This is a genomic window from Prosthecobacter vanneervenii (genome assembly GCF_014203095.1).
Taxonomy (GTDB): domain Bacteria; phylum Verrucomicrobiota; class Verrucomicrobiia; order Verrucomicrobiales; family Verrucomicrobiaceae; genus Prosthecobacter; species Prosthecobacter vanneervenii.
Genome location: NZ_JACHIG010000002.1, coordinates 317,178 through 334,984 on the forward strand (window position 1 = coordinate 317,178; position 17,807 = coordinate 334,984).

10 protein-coding genes are annotated in these 17,807 nt (G+C 63.1%); 5 read left to right on the forward strand and 5 right to left on the reverse strand.

Annotated features, from left to right (window positions below):
• Positions 1 to 37 precede the first annotated feature (37 nt).
• A complete protein-coding gene (locus HNQ65_RS06570) occupies positions 38 to 4,621 on the forward strand; it encodes a PAS domain S-box protein (RefSeq protein WP_184338698.1) in 4,584 nt (1,527 codons plus the stop codon).
• 12 nt (positions 4,622 to 4,633) lie between these two features.
• Here HNQ65_RS06570 and HNQ65_RS06575 read toward each other — a convergent pair whose 3' ends face one another.
• The 4 genes from HNQ65_RS06575 to HNQ65_RS06590 all read right to left on the reverse strand — a co-directional run bounded on the left by HNQ65_RS06575 (position 4,634) and on the right by HNQ65_RS06590 (position 9,736).
• Positions 4,634 to 5,545, reverse strand: coding sequence for a DUF58 domain-containing protein (locus tag HNQ65_RS06575; protein ID WP_184338699.1), 912 nt, complete (start codon positions 5,543 to 5,545; stop codon positions 4,634 to 4,636).
• A gap of 27 nt (positions 5,546 to 5,572) precedes the next feature.
• The gene (locus tag HNQ65_RS06580; RefSeq protein ID WP_184338700.1) at positions 5,573 to 6,022 is read right to left on the reverse strand and encodes a hypothetical protein; all 450 of its coding nucleotides are present in this window, start codon (positions 6,020 to 6,022) and stop codon (positions 5,573 to 5,575) included.
• A 17-nt stretch (positions 6,023 to 6,039) separates the two neighbouring features.
• Positions 6,040 to 7,032 carry an AAA family ATPase gene (locus HNQ65_RS06585; RefSeq protein ID WP_184338701.1) on the reverse strand — a complete coding sequence of 331 codons (993 nt, stop codon included), beginning with the start codon at positions 7,030 to 7,032 and terminating at the stop codon, positions 6,040 to 6,042.
• A 94-nt stretch (positions 7,033 to 7,126) separates the two neighbouring features.
• Positions 7,127 to 9,736, reverse strand: coding sequence for a DNA translocase FtsK (locus HNQ65_RS06590; RefSeq protein ID WP_184338702.1), 2,610 nt, complete (start codon positions 9,734 to 9,736; stop codon positions 7,127 to 7,129).
• 165 nt (positions 9,737 to 9,901) lie between these two features.
• On the opposite strand from HNQ65_RS06590, the gene HNQ65_RS06595 reads away from it, so the two are divergent.
• Both HNQ65_RS06595 and HNQ65_RS06600 read left to right on the forward strand, forming a co-directional pair.
• The gene (locus tag HNQ65_RS06595; protein ID WP_184338703.1) at positions 9,902 to 10,336 is read left to right on the forward strand and encodes a c-type cytochrome domain-containing protein; all 435 of its coding nucleotides are present in this window, start codon (positions 9,902 to 9,904) and stop codon (positions 10,334 to 10,336) included.
• A gap of 70 nt (positions 10,337 to 10,406) precedes the next feature.
• Positions 10,407 to 11,450: an SAM-dependent methyltransferase gene (locus HNQ65_RS06600; protein WP_184338704.1), complete on the forward strand. Its 1,044-nt coding sequence runs from the start codon at positions 10,407 to 10,409 to the stop codon at positions 11,448 to 11,450.
• A 1,062-nt stretch (positions 11,451 to 12,512) separates the two neighbouring features.
• Here the strand turns inward: HNQ65_RS06600 and mutM are convergent.
• Positions 12,513 to 13,325 (reverse strand): bifunctional DNA-formamidopyrimidine glycosylase/DNA-(apurinic or apyrimidinic site) lyase, encoded by an 813-nt coding sequence (gene mutM / locus HNQ65_RS06605; protein ID WP_184338705.1) that lies wholly within the window; start codon positions 13,323 to 13,325, stop codon positions 12,513 to 12,515.
• Between the two features lie 236 nt (positions 13,326 to 13,561).
• On the opposite strand from mutM, the gene HNQ65_RS06610 reads away from it, so the two are divergent.
• Complete coding sequence (locus HNQ65_RS06610; protein WP_184338706.1) at positions 13,562 to 13,711, forward strand: toll/interleukin-1 receptor domain-containing protein; 150 nt, start codon at positions 13,562 to 13,564, stop codon at positions 13,709 to 13,711.
• Positions 13,712 to 13,737: 26 nt separating this feature from the next.
• Positions 13,738 to 17,082: an SIR2 family protein gene (locus tag HNQ65_RS06615; protein WP_184338707.1), complete on the forward strand. Its 3,345-nt coding sequence runs from the start codon at positions 13,738 to 13,740 to the stop codon at positions 17,080 to 17,082.
• Positions 17,083 to 17,807 lie beyond the last annotated feature (725 nt).

Sequence of the window (17,807 nt, forward strand, 5' to 3'; positions counted from 1 at the left end):
GATTCACCCCAAAAACCAAGCGGGTTTTACCCTGGCCTTGATCTTCCTCCTCCTCACTGGGATTGGAGCTTGGTGGAGCCAGCAGCAGAATGCGGCCGCTTTTGACTCCTTTGACCACACGCACCGCGTCAACGACACGCTCGATGCCATTCTGCTGAATGTACTGACGCTGAAAAAAGGTGCCACGGAGTTTGCCCTCTCCGGAGACGAAGCCACCCTGCGCTCCTACCAGGATGCCAAAGACTCCCTGCCAAAGGCCGCTGCAAAAGCACAGCAGCTCATGCAGGAAAATCCCCGCCAGCAGCAGCGAATGGCGCTACTGGCCCCCCTCCTGAGCGAGAGCCTGGATCAGGCGGCCGGCATCATCCAGATGCGCCGCAGCGGAGATACAGCCGGCGCTCATCAGCGCATCAGCCAGGACTTGGGCAGAAAAAACACGGAGGCCATCCGCAGCGTGATCCTGGCCATGAAGGCCGAGGAAAGCGATCTCCTTCCTGAGATCAAATCGCGCACGGCACAGCTCTACCTTCAGACGAAGGTCATCGTGGGCTGTGGCACCTTGCTTTCCCTTTGTGTGCTCCTGCTGGCACACGCCATGATGAAGAGGGACACGGCAAAAAGACTTCAAGCGGAAACGGAGCGCGATCTCTTCTTTACCGTGCCGCTGGACATGCTCTGCATCATCTCCGAAGACGGCTACCTCAAGCGCGCCAACCCCGCCCTCTCCGCCACCCTCGGCTGGAGCGTGGAGGAACTCCTGGCCCGCCCCTACGCCGAGCTGCTGCACCCGGATGACCGCGCCCCCACGGCGGCGGAGATCCAGCGACAGCTGCTGGTGGGAGAAGGCGTGCTGCAGTATGAAACACGCTGCCTGCACAAAGACGGCAGCTACCGCGTCTTTTGGTGGCGCTCCGTCCCGCAGCCAGGCGGCCTCATTTACGCCAGCGGGCGCGATGTCACCGCGCAGAAAGCCGCCGCCGAGGTGCTGCGCTCCAGCGAGGAAAAACTCTCCGTCACCCTCAACTCCATCGGGGACGCCGTGCTGGCCACCGATGCCGAGCGCCGCATCACACGCCTGAATCCCGTGGCGGAAAAGCTCACCGGCTGGACGCTGCAGGAGGCGCTCGGACATCCCGTGGATGAAGTGCTGAAGATCATCCATGAAGAGACGCGCCAGCCAGCCACACTCCCGGTGGATGAGGTGCTTGCCTCGGGAGAGATTCGTGGTCTGGCCAGCCGCACCATCGTCATCTCCCGCCATGGCGCTGAATGCCCCATCCGCGACAGCGCAGCGCCCATCCGCGACTCGACAGGCCGCATCATCGGCGTGGTGCTCGTCTTCCACGATTCGCGTCAGGAAAATCAAATGGAGCACATCCTGAGAGAAGGCGAGGCACTGAGCCGCGCCATCATCGACTCCATGCCTGCCAATGTCGCCGTCGTGGACAGGCAGGGCACCATCATCGCTGTCAATAATGGCTGGGAACGCTTCGCACGGGAAAATGGTGCGGAGTCCCTGGCTGCGGTGGGGCTTGGGGTCAACTATCTGGAGGTCTGTGAGCGTGCGGTGCCGGAGCTTGAGGAGGAGGCGAACGAGATCATGAAAGGCCTTCGTGGGGTGCTGGATCTTTCCCTCCCGTTGTTCAGCCGTGAATACCCCTGCCACTCGCCCACGGAGAAGCGCTGGTTTTCCATGCATGTCACCCCCCTGGCACGTGCTGAAGGCGGGGCTGTCATCTCCCACATCAACATCACTGCAAGCAAGAGGGCTGAGGCCGAGGTACGCCGCCTCAATGAAAATCTGGAGCAGCTCGTGGCCGACCGCACCTGCGCCCTGCAGGAGAGCGAGGAACGCACGCGCCAGATCATTGAGACAGCGCTCGATGCCATTATCACCGTCGATGCAGACGGCCACATCAGCGGCTGGAACCCCCAGGCACGCGCCATCTTTGGCTGGGATGCCTCGGAGGCGGTGGGCCGCAGCCTCGCGGAGACCATCATCACTCCCGGGCAGCGCGCCGCCCAGGCGCAGGTATGGCAGCAGCTCTTTGACTCCGAGAAAAAACGCCTGGAGCTCGAATGCACACGGCGGGATGGCAGCACCATCCTCGTGGAGCTGACCACGGCCTCCTTTACCCACGGGGGAAAACGCCAGCACAGCGCGTTTGTGCGCGACGTGACGGAGCAGCGGAAGGCAGAGGCCGAGATGCTGGCCAGCCGCCGACGCATGAGCGACATCCTCAACAGCATGTTCACCTTTGTGGGGCTCTTCACCCCCGAGGGGCGCATGCTGGAGGTGAACCACGCACCGCTCGAACTGACCGGCATGCAGCGGGAGCAGGTCATCGGCCAGCTCCTCTGGGAGACCGGCTGGTGGAGCCACTCCACTGAAGCCCGCGATAAAATACGCTCAGCCCTCGAACGTGCGGCTGCAGGTGAAATCGTGCGCGACGATTTTGAGGTGCTCAGCCAGGACGGAGCGCTCCTGGTGGTGGATGCTGTCTTCAATCCCCTGCGCGATGAAGCAGGGAACATCACCCAGGTCGTTGCCTCCGGCGTGGATGTCACCGTGCGCAAACATGCCGAGAAAGCCCTGCGCGAGAGTGAGCAGCTCTACCGCTCCCTCATTGAGACCAGCGGAGACGCCGTTTTCCTCGTCGCTGGAGACGGCCGCATTCTTTCCTGCAACGAAGCTGCCGCCAGCATGCACGGCTTCACGGAAGAGGAGATCACCCGCATGAACATCCGCGACCTCGACGACCTCGAGGCCGCCAAGGCATCCCCCGCACGCCTGCAGCGTATCAAACAGGGAGAGACGCTGCGCTTTGAGCTCAATCACCGCCGCAAAGACGGCTCCATCTTCCCCCTCGAAGTCGTGGCCACCCCCGTCCAGATCGCAGGAGAATGGTGCATCCTGGCGAATGAGCGGGACATCACGGAGCGCCGCCGCACAGCTGAACGCAATGCTGCCTACCTGCACAAACTGCGCCGGCTCTCTGAGCAGAGCATGCGCCTCTCGGGAGATCCTGCCGCAGTGTTTGAAGATGTTGCCGGCATGATCGCCGAGCTTTTTGACGTCCCCGTGGTCTGCCTCGCTGAGGTGGTAGGTCCGGAGCTGCGCTTCAGAGCAGTCCGCCTGAATGGCCAGACGGTGCGGGACGCCGGCGGCTGCCCCATCACGGGCACGCCCTGTGCCACCGTCGAGGCCACCCGAGACTTGTGTCTCTATGAGCGGGCCCAGGAGCTCTTCCCGCAGGCCACGCTGCTGCGCGACTACCAGGCTCAAACCTACTTTGGCGTTCCCTCGCTGGATGCCGCAGGAAAGGTGGTCGCCATCACCTGCCTGCTGGATTCCCGGCCGCGCGAGTTTGCCGACGAAGACCGGGAGATTCTCCGCATCATCGCCCAGCGTGTGGCCATGGAGCTGGAGCGCAGCCGCAGCCTGGCCGAGCGGCGTGACATGGAGCGCCATGCCTTGCGCTCCCAGCGCATGGAGGCCCTCGGCACGCTCTCCGGCGGCGTGGCGCATGATTTGAACAACGCCCTGGCCCCCATCCTGATGGGCGTGGACATGCTCCGCATCCGCTGCCCGCAGGAGTCCAAGATCCTGGACATCTTTGAATCCAGCGCCCGGCGCGGCGCGGAGATGGTGCGCCAGCTCCTCACCTTTGCCAAAGGTGCGGAAGGAGATCTCGTGCCGCTGCAGGTGGAGTACCTCGTGAGAGAAATGGAAAAGCTGATGAACAGCAGCTTCCCCAAAAACATCCAGTTCAGCATCTCCTGTGCGCCGGAATTGCCGGCCGTGAAGGGAGACGCCACCCAGCTCCACCAGGTGCTGCTGAATCTCTGCGTCAATGCCCGCGACGCCATGCCCACCGGCGGCACGCTGACCCTGGATGCCCAGCCCATGGTCGTGGACGAAGCCTTTGCCAGCATGATCCCGGACGCCAGGCCCGGCAGCTATGTGACCCTGCGTGTACAGGACACCGGCACCGGCATCCCGCAGGACATCATCGACCGTATCTTCGACCCCTTCTTCACCACCAAGAGCCCGGACAAGGGCACCGGCCTGGGGCTCTCCACCGTCATAGGCATCGTCAGAAGTCATGGCGGTTTCTTGAAGGTCACCTCTCAGGATGGGCAGGGCTCCACCTTCACCGTCTTCCTGCCAGCCCTGGCGGATGCCCTTCCCGCAGCAGTGCCCAGCAGCGCCATTCCCTCACCTGCCCCCATCTTCCGCGGCCATGGAGAGACCATCCTCCTGGTGGACGACGAGGAAGCCGTGCGCGAGATGGCCGGTGCCGTGCTGGAGCGTCTGAACTTCAAGGTCATCACCGCCACCAATGGCGCGGATGCCCTCCTCCTGGCCATGCACCATCAGCAGGAGCTCAGTGCCATCATCACCGATCTGCACATGCCCCACATGGACGGCCTCTCCTTTGTGCGCGTGCTGCGCAGGCTGCAGCCGGACATCCCCGTGGTGGTGGCCAGCGGCCGCCTGGAAGCCGCGCAGGCAGAGGAAATGCAGGAGCTGGGTGTTACCCACCGGCTGGACAAACCCTACACCGAACGCCAGCTCTCCGAGGTGCTGCACGCCATGCTCACACCTTCGGCGGCATGAGGAAGACCGCGCTCATGCGCCGCCGGAGAGAGCAGAGCCGCGCGCCAGGAGATCAAGGAAGCGGTCTTCGAAGGGCTCGTCGCTGCCCACCTGCATGAAGTCCACGCGGTGGCCGGCGCACTCGCGTGCGAGATTTTCCACAAAAGCGTCAAAGGTTTCCACGTAGCGCTGCACATCGCGGCGGGTGAGCCAGAAGCGGCGGCGCTCGCCGGTCTCCACCTCGGTCAGCTCCAGTTCGCCCTCGATCTGCGGCTGGCGCTCCTCGGGGTGCACGATCTGCAGAAAGTGATTTTCCCCCGGCCATGCGGACACACGGGCCACGGCCTCCGTGGCGCTGCCGATCTCGCGGCCAAAGAAGTCGCTGATGATGAAGATGATGCCGTAGCGCTGGCGGCTGGGGCGGAACTCCTCAAAGCAGCGCTTCATGTCGGTGAGGCCTTCAAACTTCAGCTTCAGCACGGCCTGGATCACCTTCTCGATGTTGCCCTGCCCGCGCAGCGGAGGCAGCTCCACATGCACGCCGCTGCTCATGGAGTAAAGGCTCACACGCTGCTGCGCACTGAGCGCCAGGTAGGCCAGCGCCACGGCAAAGCGCAACGCCTGCCGCCTCTTCTCCGTGAAGGGCTGCGCCATCGAGGTGCTGGTATCCAGCAGGATGTGCACATTCAGCTCCTGTGTCTCCTCATAGAGACGCACAAAGAGCTTGTCCAAACGAGCGTAGAGACGCCAGTCGATGGCGCGGTAGTCCTCTCGCGGGGTGTAATGGCGGTAGTCTTTGAACTCGCGTGTGAAACCCGTGGCCGGTGTGGACTGCGAGCCCCGCCGCATGAGCTGCCGCCTCTTCCGCAGCCGCAGCGCCAGCACCCGCAGCCGGTCCAGAAAGGTGGCGTCAAAGAGGTCTTCGCGTTCGAGGGTGTCGGGCATGAGGTGCTGCGGTGCGGTTCTGAGGTTTCAAAAACAGATCGCTCTTTCGAGAATGATAATGACATCGCCTGCTCTTAAATTCTCGAATGACGCCAAAGTTCTTCCAGATGGTTCGGCAGAACGCTTTGGTGGAAAACGAACGCCATACAAGGCGGCTGTGTTTGGCCTCCAAACGGCAACGTTGTAAAATGATGAGTAAAACTGATCACCATGAACGCGCTTGATCGCTTCATCCACTGTGATGCCCGGCTTAAAGCTTCCGCATCCTAGCGCTCCACAAAGAATGACCTCTGTGTCTTTGGATTTCCGCCAGATGCTTTCTGCCGTCATGACCCTCAGGTAGGCTCGGCTGTAGCTCGCCGCAGATGCCAGGCCAAAGTCACCGTACGGTGCCGTGGTGGAAACCTTACCAAACCTCGATCCACAGCAAGCCGACAGGCAGCTAACTGCAAAAAAAAGCATGGTAGAGAATTTCATACCGTGCTGAGCTTAACTCACGCCGCCTGCTGCGCGGGTGTCTTCACCTGATCCAAAAGCTTGGTGATGATGTCGTCCACCTTCACCTGACCGGCTTCGCCTTCAAAGTTGAGGATGATGCGGTGGCGCAGGGCCACGTGGGCGATGGCGCGGATGTCATCGGTGGACACCGCCGTAGCTCCCTGAATGGCGGCCCACACACGGGCACCACGAATGAGCGACTGCAGACCACGCGGGCTGGCTCCGTAGGAGACGTAGCGCTTCACCTCGGGCAGCGCATCTGGCTGCTCGGGATGGCTGCCGAGCACGAGGCGGGAGGCGTAGTGCGCCACGGGATCGGCCACCGGGATTTTGGAAAGCTGCTGCTGCAGTGCGATGAGCTTTGGCCCGTCGGTGAGCGTGGCCAGCTTGGGCTCGGTAAAGCCGGTGGTGCGGCGGGAGATTTCCACCAGTGCGTCCAAGTCCGGGAACGGCACCTTGATCTTGAACATGAAGCGGTCCAGCTGCGCCTCGGGCAGCGGGTAGGTGCCTTCCATTTCCATGGGGTTCTGCGTGGCCAGCACGAGGAAGGGCTCGGGCACCGCGTGGCGCTCGCCACCGGTAGTGACGCAGCGCTCCTGCATCACCTCCAGCAGCGCGGCCTGGGTCTTGGGGGTGGCGCGGTTGATTTCGTCCACCAGCAGCAGGTTTTTAAACACCGGCCCCTTCTCATAGCGCAGGGTGCGGCGGCCTTTCTCATCCTCGCCCACAATGTGGGTGCCGAGAATGTCCGCAGGCATGAGGTCCGGGGTGCACTGCACACGGCCAGGCTCCAGACCGACCACCTGCGAGAGCGTGCGCACGAGGTAGGTCTTTCCCAGGCCGGGCACGCCCTCCAGCAGCACATGCCCGCCGGAGAAGATGGCCACCAGCACATCCGTGAGCAGTTCGTCATACCCGACGATGGCTTTCTGCATCTCGGTCTTGAGCTGGTTGAAGAGGGCGCGGAAGTCGGCAGGAGCGTCTGACATGCCGCCGACTCTCGCCAGCGGCCCCGTTTGCGCAAGGGTGGTTCGTGCGGCGACTGAAAAGATTGGCTGCAAGCCGGAGGCTTGCGCTACGGGGTCAATCCATCTGCACCAGAATCTCGCGCGGCTTGGCTCCTTCTCCGGGGCCGATGATGCCGCGGTCTTCGAGGATGTCGATCATGCGGGCGGCTTTGCCGTAGCCGAGGCGGAGGCGGCGCTGCAGCAGGCTGGTGCTGGCTTTCTTCTCCTGGCGGATCACTTCGAGGCACTTCTCCAGGCACTCCTGCTCCTCGGAGCTCACGCCATCTTCGCCCATGTCATCGTCATCGCCAAACTCGCCGTTTTCGTCATCGACTTTGACATCAAAGACCGGCTTGCCCTGCGCGACGCAGTGCTCCACCAGCGCGTGGATTTCGTCATCGGTGACGAGCGCGCCCTGGCTGCGCACAGGCTGCGCACCGCCGGGCGGCACGTAGAGCATGTCCCCTTTGCCCACGAGATTCTCGGCGCCTTTGCGGTCCAGGATCACGCGGCTGTCGAGTGCGGAGGATACCTGGAAGGCGATGCGCGTGGGGATGTTGGCCTTGATCACGCCGGTGATCACGTCCGCACGCGGTGTCTGCGTGGCCACGATGAGGTGAATGCCGGCCGCACGCGCCATCTGCGTGATGCGGGCGATGGCCACTTCGATGTCAGCCGGAGCGGTCTGCATCAGGTCAGCCAGCTCGTCCACGATCACCACGATGTAGGGCATCGTATCGGGGATGACGACCTCCTGCTTGCGCGGTGCCGGGGCCTGAGAGTCTCCCAGCCAGGTGCCGCTGGCATCCCGCAGATCGGTGTCTCCGTCCACGGTACCCACTTCGGCGGTCTTGGGTACGGCGGCTTCTTCAGCAGCCTCTTTGGCAAAGGCGGCGGACACACTCGCGTCGTCCACACCGGCCTTGGTGGCAGCGGGTGCGGCGGCATTGCGTGCAGCACGGGCGGCATCCGCCTCGGCCTTGCGCTTGCGATTGCGGTTGTTGAAGGTCTCGAAATTGCGGCAGCCCTCCTGCGCAAAGATCTGGTAGCGGTTTTCCATCTCCTTCACCACCCAGCGCAGGGCCAGCAGCGCTTTCTTGGGATCGGTGACCACCGGCAGCGCCAGATGCGGCAGTTCCTCGTAGCTCTGCATTTCCACGACCTTGGGGTCGATCATGATGAAGCGCAGCTCATCCGGCGCAAAGCGGCAGATCAGGCTGGTGACGATGCTGTTGATGCACACGCTCTTTCCGCTGCCCGTGGCACCCGCCACCAGCAGGTGCGGCATGATGGCCAGATCGCCGATGATCGTCTTGCCATACACATCCTTGCCCAGCGCCACCGGCAGCTTGGCCTTGCCATTGACGAAGACATCGTCCTCCAGCAGCTCGCGCAGCGGCACGATGGTCTTCTCCGAGTTGGCCAGCTCGATGCCCACGGTGTCCTTCCCTGGAATAGGGGCCAGGATGTTGATGCGCTCCGCACGGGTGGCGCGGGCGATGTCGGCGTCCAGATTGGCGATGCGGCTGACGCGCAGACCATCCACAGGGCGCACCTCGTAGCGCGTGATGGCAGGGCCGCGCGTGATGTCTCCCGGCTCCACCGTGATGCCGAAACTGGCCAGCGCCTTGACGATGGTGGCCTGGATGCCCAGCAGCTCGCTCGTGTTGGTGGGGGCACGGCCTGTGTCCTCAGGCCATTTCAGCAGCTCCATGGAGGGCAGCTTGTAGTCCTTGAAAAGCTTGGTGAGATTTCCCAGCGATCCGTGCGGTGCCTGCTCGATCTTCTGCGCGCGCTTCTTTTCCCACACCTCGGCCAGCTTGGGTTTGTCGCTGCGGTCATCGTGCGCGCGGGACACGGAGGAGTCGATGATCTTGGGCGGTGGCGGCTCAAACTGCAGCGGCAGTTCCATGTTGGTCGCAGGGCCGGTGGCGACTGGTGTGTCGCCACGGATCTCGCCGCTCTTGTCCTTCTTCTTCTTTCGCAATCCTTCCGGCACTGGCGTCAGCGTACCGGGCACGGTGCTGGCCGCTTCTTCCGCCAGCTTTTCGGCGATCAGGCGCTGCGCCTCGCGCTCGGTCTTCCAGCGGGTGATCTCCGCACGGATGTTTTGAATGACCGATAGCGGATGCTGACCGGTGACGAGAAAGAGTCCGCCCATGTAGGCCGTGCCGAGGAGCAGCGTAGCGCCAGCCTTTCCCAGCAGGTGCTTCAGCAGCGTGCCGCCAATGACAAAGCCCAGCCCGCCGGAACCGCCCAGCGGTGTGAAGTGATCCCGCTCCGTGAGCAGGTTCTGCACCTCCAGCAGCGCCGCGCCGCTGATGATCATGATGGCCACGCCCAGCCACGCCGCACGCGTGACCCTGATCTTGGAGTGCAGCTTGCACACGCCAAACCACGTCATGCTGAAAGGCAGCAGGTAGGCCGCGTAGCCCATGAGCCACAGCATATGGCCCGCCATCAAAGCGCCCACACGGCCCACAAAATTATGCGTCACCTCGCCGGAGGACTCAGAGAGCGCCAGAAAGGACCACGAGGGCATGTCCCGAGGATCATACGAGATCAGCGCCAGCAGCAGCAGGCAGGCCACCATGAGAAAGCCGATGCCAAAGACATCATTCCATGGGCTCTCTTTCTCGTCCGTGGATCGGGCGCGAGGGGGGCGGGCTGCAGCGGCGCGGCTCATGACAGTAATTATGGGAATCTGCCAGACGAAATAATTTAAGGCTACCAAAATATTTACCTTGCCCCACTTTTATGAATCGGCTTCGATCCCCGCCGGGAAGCGGCTTGACCGCCAAAATTCCCGCGAACATCTTTGCGGGTCTCCTCGTCTTATCTCAACCCTCCAATGAAACCAACACTCGCCCTCACCCTCGCTGCCGTGCTCGCCCTCGGCGTTTCCACCACCTCCACCACCCGTGCGCAGGACGCAGGCAAGGTGGACTTTGAAAAGCAGGTGCTTCCCGTCCTCAAAGAAAGCTGCTTCAAGTGCCACGAGAAGGAGCATGAAGACGGCGGCAAGATCAAGAAGCCCAAAGGCGGCCTCCGTCTGGACGGCGCTGCGGTCATCATGAAGGGCGGCAAGGAATACCCGAATGAAAACGTCGTGGCCGGCAAGCCCGAAGCCAGCTGGCTGGTGAAGACCATGGCCCTCCCGGACAGCGACGACCTCGCCATGCCCCCGGAAGGCAAGGGCGACCGCGTCTCCGCCGCCAACATCGACCTCATCAAGAAGTGGATCTCCGAAGGCGCGAACTTCGGTGCCTGGAAGGGTGTGGAATAAGCATTTCTCAGCATAACAACATCTCACCACGGAGGGCGGAGCCTAGGCTCCGCCTTTCTTTTTCCCCCTCATGAACGCCCCCTTCCGCTTCACCACCTGCCGCGCAGGCTCCGAGCCCGCGCTCAAGCGCGACATCGCCGCCCACTTCTCCGGCGAGCTCACGCCGGCCTTCATGAAGCCGCAGTTCATCACCTGGAAGCTGCGCCACCCGGACTTTGTCCCACCCGGCAGCCTGAGCCACTTTGCGCGCGTCAGCGGCATCTCCATCGGCCTTTGCAAATCGGTGCCCGAGCTCGTGGAGCAGGCCCGCCAGTGCGCAGGCCGCCGCCCGGTGCGCCTGCATGTCTTTCCCCGTGTGACGGATGAGGATGGCGTGCCCGCCGCCGACTGGCAGCGCGTGGACGCCCTGACCGCAGACATCTCCCGCGCACTGCAGCAGGCAGGCGTGCTGCTGGAGACACGCCTCCCCTTTGCCACGGGCGATCTGGTGCTGGACGTCATCGTGGGAGAAACCGCTGACGAGCCCCTCTTTCTCGGCTGCCATCAGCACCAGCCCGGCATGCACACCCAGCCCGGCGGCCTGCCGCGCATCACCCTGCCGGAGGACGTGCCCTCGCGCGCCTGGCTCAAGCTGGAGCAGGCCCTGGCCTGGCGCGGCTGGGACAAGATGGACGCACGCGGCCACACCACCGTGGATCTCGGCTGCGCACCAGGCGGAGCCACCTATGCCATGCTGCAGCGCGGCATGAACGTCCTCGGCATCGACACCGGGGAGATGGACCCGCGTGTCGATAAACTGGCGCAGGAAAAGCGTGCCCGCTTTGAGCACTGGCGCGCCCCCGTGGGCCGTGTGCATCTGGACGACCTGCCGCAAGACATCGCCCTGCTGCTCTGCGACATCAATCTCTCCCCGCCCCAGGTCATCCCCGAGATCCGCCGCATCCAGTCCGCCGTGCAGGCACGCCGCATGATCCTCACCCTGAAGCTGAACTCCCCTGCCCTGGAAGACCGCGCGCATGAGTTCATCGAGGCCATCCGCTCCTTCGCCCCGCAGCCCGTCTTCGCCACCCAGCTCGCGGGAAATCGGCGGGAGATCTGCGTCACCGCAGGGTGAATCCGCCGAGAAAAGCCCCTCCAGCAGCTTTCGTGTCTCGTTTCCACCCTAGGGGGTAGTCCTGGTGGAAACAAAACACCCAAAATAGACGTAATTTATTGATAACAAGTCAATTACAAGATAAAACACACGGACACGAAGCCTCTTTAAAGCGGCCTTTTCGTGTCCAGCGCTGAGCCGGCGAGACAGACGCCCGCGCCTGCCACAGCACGCCACCACCCCCACCTTGCCATCATGGCACACCGCGCTTGCGTCATGGTTTATGATGGTATATGATACCATTAATAACCACCCGCCACCACAGTTGAAAACCCTGGCCTGTACGCCAAGGGGTGGCACTCCTGTTGTACAACCCAAAGCATGCCATGTGCCTGCTCATCCTGGCATGCCAGCGAGGTGAATACAGCGGATGGCAAAACACCTTTCCGTGTGGCGAACTGGGCTGGCGTGTGCCCACACGATGTAGGATGGGTGTGGCGACAGCCCGCCCGTCCACCAGCGTACGGCAAGTACCACGGCGTAGGAAGGCGCTGATGGTCGGGCGGTTTGGCGGAGGGGCGGTCGAGCAGGCGTGTGCTCTCGACGCCAAACACACCCAACCTACGACCAGAGTGCCACGCGCCCGCGCACACGGCACAAGCCCCTGCAGACCCGTTTTCAACAGATGGTGGTATCACAACCTCCTGGCCCATGAGATGCCAGTGCCAGTTCTTGTGCCGCAGCGCTGGCCCACCCTGCGGGAACTTTCGTGTCCACCAGAAGTGCCCCCTGGGGTGGAAACGAGACACGAAGACCCGTTTCCCCAGGGAAAACGGCACCAGCCGCCTGAAAACTGGAAACGAGCCGGACACGAGACTCCACAACCTCCTGGCCCATGAGATGCCAGTTCTTGTGCCGCAGCGCTGGCCCACCCTGCGGGAACTTTCGTGTCCACCAGGAGTGCCCCCTGAGGTGGACACGAGACACGAAGACCCGCTTCCCCAGGGAAAACGGCACCAGCCGCCTGAAAACTGGAAACGAGCCGGACACGAGACTCCACACGCTTGGCAAAACACGCAGCCCTCACTTCTGGCACTTCGGGCAGAAATACGTCGCCCTTTGCCCCTGCACGATGCGCTTCACCGGCGCCTCGCACACGCGGCAGGGCTCGCCCTCGCGGTCATACACGCGCAGCGTCTGCTTGAAGTAACCCGGCTCGCCGCTCTCGTTCACAAAATCGCGCAGCGTCGTGCCGCCCATCTTGATCGACGCCGCCAGCACCTTGCGGATCGCCTGCACCAGCTTGGTCAGTCGCGGTTTGGAAACTTTGCCCGCAGGCTGTCGCGGATCAATGCCCGCCATGAAGAGCGCCTCGCTCGCGTAGATGTTGCCCACGCCCACCACCACATGCGCGTCCATGATCACCTGCTTGATCGCCGCCGTCTTTCCGGCGCACGCCGCGTGCAGCGTCTCCACCGTAAACTCCTCTCCCAGCGGCTCCGGCCCCAGATCCTTCAGCAGCGCATGCTCCGCCGGATCTCCCTCGATCCACAGCGCCGCGCCAAACCGGCGCGGATCATGCAGCCGCAGTTGCCGCCCATCCTCCATCGTGATCGCCATATGATCATGCTTCTTGAAAGGCGTGTCCGCCGGCAGCACCCGCAGGTTTCCCGACATGCCCAGATGCAGGAGCAGCGTGCCCTTGGCCGTGCCAAACAGCATGTACTTCGCCCGCCGCTCCCCCGACTCAATGCGGCAGCCCTCAATCTCATGAATCTCATCCGGCACCGGCCACCGCATCCGTTTATCTCTCACCATCACCTCCCGCACCTTCTTCCCAATCACATGCGGCAGCACACCGCGCAGCGTGGTTTCGACTTCAGGGAGTTCAGGCATGGCGCGATATGCCGCATGCGAGAAATCCCGCAATCGCGAATTCATCCCCCCCTCTTCCAGCACTGATGTGGTTGGCCGAAAAAATCGAAAAAGGTCAAAAAAAATAAACCCCTCTGATTTTTTCCCTTCTTTCCCCTTTTTCGGCTCAGCCTTCCGGCACAACTCCTTGCCATTCCACCCTATTTCCGCTTTGATGGCGCAACTCCGATCAGACAATCACCTAACAGCGCCACCCAATGCCCGACGACAGCATCCCCGCCAAGATTGAGGAAGGCCCGGAGCAGTCGCGCGTGCTGGTGCTCTGCATCTCCGCGAAGGCCTTCGGCTCCGACTGGGCACAGTTGGAGCCCAGCACCTTCCGCTTCCGTGACCCGCTGAACAACTGAACCCCACCCACAATTTCGCATCGGCCATGCCTCATCCACCCTCTGATCCAGAAAAGGCTCTTCGTGAAGCGATCTCCAATGGCAACATCGTCTTCGTGGCGGGCACGGGTGTGTCAATGTCCGCCACTTTTGATCCAGCTAAAAAGGCATCCCATCCGCAGGCTTCGTGGGCGGGGCTCTTGAAGCATGGCGTGGACGAAGCCGAGCGCATGGGGCGACTCGCAGGCAAAAAAGCAGCCCTTTATCGTTCGATGCTCGATGTTGATCCCACGACACAAAATCTCATCTCCGCTGCCACCGCAGTGACCGATGCATTCGGTGGCGTCAGCTCTGGCATCTTCAAGGACTGGCTGGCGGCCACCATCGGAACGATCCGCCCCATCAACCGCGACATCATTGATGCCCTTCACGCTCTTCGTCAGGCAGACAACCTGCTCGCGACCACCAATTACGATGATGTCTTGCTGGATCATCCCTCCCCCTTGGTTCCGATCACTTGGACGGATGGGGATGACATCATCGGTGCGCAACGAAACCGCGAATTCGACAAGATCATCTACCTTCACGGCTATTGGAAAAGGCCCGAGACGGTCATTTTGAATGGACGTTCCTATGATCAGATCGCGCGGCATGAAGAATACCGTGACGATCTCGCCGCCTTCTGGCGCACCACGACTTGGGTTTACGTCGGTTGCGGCATCAGCGGCCTCAATGACCCCGACTTCGGCTTGCTCCTGGAACGCCACGGCGAACGAGCACGCGGTGCTCAGCATTGGGACTTCTGTCTCGTTCACAAGAATGACCGCGCCGCCTTCCAAAAGCATTTCGACGACCTTGAGCTCAACATCGTCGCCGTTTCCTATGGGGACAATCACGGCGCACTGCCAGCCTTCCTCCGCACCTTGCTGCCCGCTCCAGTCTCTCACGTCAGCGCGACGGCATTGGCCCCTTCTCCATGCACAATCCCCCGCCCCCCAGCGTTCTACGCTGAACCCGACTACATCGGCTCCCACAAATTCGTCGGACGCGCTGCCGAGTTGCAAATCCTATCCGACTGGGCCGCGCCAGCCGATCCCACGAACCTCCTTCTCTTCGAAGCCATTGGCGGCAACGGCAAGAGCATGCTCACCTGGGAGTGGACGACCAATCCCCGGCACGCCCTCGCCGCGCGCCCGGCGGACAAGCCCTGGGCCGGGCGCTTCTGGTATTCGTTCTACGAGGGTGGCGCGTGCATGGCCGATTTCTGCCACCACGCCCTCGCCTACATGACGGGCCGCCCGCTGGAGGACTTTGCGAAAAAGAAAACCGCCTACCTGAAGGACGACCTCCTCGCCCTGCTTCACGCCAATCCGTGGCTGCTCATCCTCGATGGACTCGAGCGCATACTCGTCGCCTACCACCGCATTGATGCCGCCGAAGTCCCCGACGAGGAGGCGAACATCCCGACCGACAAAATCGCCAACCGCAACCCCTGCGACGCCATCCGCGACGAGGACAACGACCTCCTACGCGCCCTCGCCGCCGCCGCCCCGTCAAAGCTCCTCGTCAGCTCCCGCCTCACCCCGCGCGTCCTGCTGAATCCCTCCGGCCAGCCCATCCCCGGCGCGAAGCGCATCACCCTCCCCGGCCTGCGCCCGCCGGATGCCGAGGCCCTCCTGCGCTCCTGCGGCATCGAGGGGAAAAGTGACGCCATCCAGAGCTACCTCACCGCCAACTGCGACAACCACCCGCTCGTCATCGGCATCCTCGGCGGCCTCATCGCCAACTACCTGCCCGCGCGCGGCGACTTCGACGCCTGGTCCGCCGCCGCCGACGGCGGAGCCCCGCTCGACCTCGCCAGCCTCGACCTCATCCAGCGCCGCAACCACATCCTTGAGGCTGCTATCCAAAAGCTGCCCGATGCCAGCCGCCAGCTCCTCTCCACCCTTGCCCTGCTCACCGACTCCTTGGACTACGAGACGCTTAAAGCCTTCAATCCCCACCTGTCGCCCGACCCAAAGAAGCTACAAGGCACCGTCAAGGACCTGGAGCAGCGCGGCCTGCTGCAATGGGATGGCCGCACGCGGAAGTATGACCTGCACCCCGTCGTCCGCGGCGTCGCCTCGGGCGCGATGGCGGCGGCGGACCGCGAACGCCACGGCCAGCGCGTGGTGGACCACTTCACCGCCCAGCCCCACCGCCCCTACGACGATGCCGAGACGCTGGAGGACGTGCGCAGCGGCCTGCACGTCGTCCGTGCCCTGCTCAAGCTCGGCCACTACCAGCAGGCAGCGGATGCCTATGCGGGTGCTTTGTCGGATGCGCTCTTTTTCAACCTCAATGCCTATGCCGAGGTCTTGTCTTTGCTGAAGCCCTTCTTCCCCAACGGCTGGGGCGAACTGCCGAAGGAGGTGACAGCCAGAGACAGTTCCTATCTGGCAGCTTGCGCAGCGATCGCCTTGGACTCTTGCGGTGAACCGGCTGCCGCCCTCGCCGCTTACGGCACGGCCCTGCGAGTTGACTTGAAAGCCGAAGACTGGACGAACACGACGACTGTTCTCCGCAATATCTCGGCCACTCAGTCCGCCCAGAATCGGCTCGCCCGAGAGCTCCGCACCGATTCCTTCGCCTTGGAGGTCGCCAAGTTGAGCGAAGACAAAGAAGGCGTTTTCAGGGGTCGGCTCAACCTTTTCGCCCACCAGTCGAGGCTGGGCCAGTGGGCGGAGGCCGCCGCCACCTGGAGCCTGCTTGCCCCCATGGGCCGCGCTTGGTCGCGCGCCGTCTATCGGCCCGGATTCGCTGAAAGGCTTTACGCCCAGTTTCACTTCTGGCAGGGCAGCTTGCAGGAGGCGCACCTAGCCGAGGCCGAGCGCCTGGCGGTCCAGGGCAAAAACCGCACCACCATCCGAAATCTCCACCGCCTGCGCGGCGACTGGCGGCTCACGCAGGGCGAGTGGGCGCTGGCGGCGGCGAGCTACCAGGAGGCCGTGCGCCTGGCCCGCGATACCCGGTCGGTCATTGATGCCGACTCCGAGACCGGCCTCGCCCTGGCCAAGCACCACCTCGGCCAGCTCGCCAATCCCCGCGAAGAAGCCGAGCGCCTCTCCACGATTACATCGGGCCACCTCCTCGCCCAGCTCTGGCTGGCCCTTGGCGACACCGAGCAGGCGAAGCACCACGCCCTCGCCGCCTACCAATGGGCCTGGGCCGATGGGGAGCCGTATGTGCACCGCTACGAACTCACCCAGACCACCGAACTGCTCCGGCAGATGAACGTTCCCATCCCCAACCTGCCGCCCTACGACCCCGCCAAGGACGAGAAGCTGCCGTGGGAAGATGAGGTGCGCGCCGCCATCGAAAATCTCCGCGACAAGAAGGGCATGGGAGATTGAATCTTGCCAGTTTTCCCAGAAGCAGAAGTTGCCCCACGCTGGTCGTGCGGCTGCATCACAGCGACGCGTTCGCGCAGGACGAGCTGTGGCCTTGCGCCGCCGTGTTCAAGACGAACGCCGGTGAAGCAGCTCGGCATCAAGCTGACGCGTCGCGCGCGGGGCGTGGATGATCTGGAGGTGTATTTCGACCCGGCGGTCGCGATGGAGGAGAAGATCATCTTCAGCACCCGCCTTGCGCATGGGCTGTGTGAGGATTGCCGCTGCCCGGAGTCGCAACCATGCCGTCGAAGCTCAGGCAAATTGCCGGCTTCAATTCGCCAGCGGGTGAAAGCATTCGATTGGAACCCAGCGCCCACGAGAACGCGAAGCGTCATGGAACCGGAGCGCAGCGGAGATAGACAGCCACAGGCTGCCCGAAGGGTGAGCGCAGCGAATCAATGCGGTGGCAGAGATGCACGGCGCAAGCCTGCATCGGCGGCACCGCTTTCACGGGGTTCAGCGTGCTGTCCGGCCACAGCACTCTTTTCCGGCCTGCGGGAGCAGCAGCGCTTTCGCGTGGTGCAGCGAGCACCTCGTCTTTGCCCCCCCTCCAGCCTGCGAAAGCGGCGTCGCGCTTAGGCTTGCCGCACGCACTCCAAGACGCTGTCGCGCTCGCGTAGGCCTTGGGCCTTCTACCGCAAAGCTTCACCCGTTGGTGAGTTTGAACCTGTAGCATGCAATGAGTT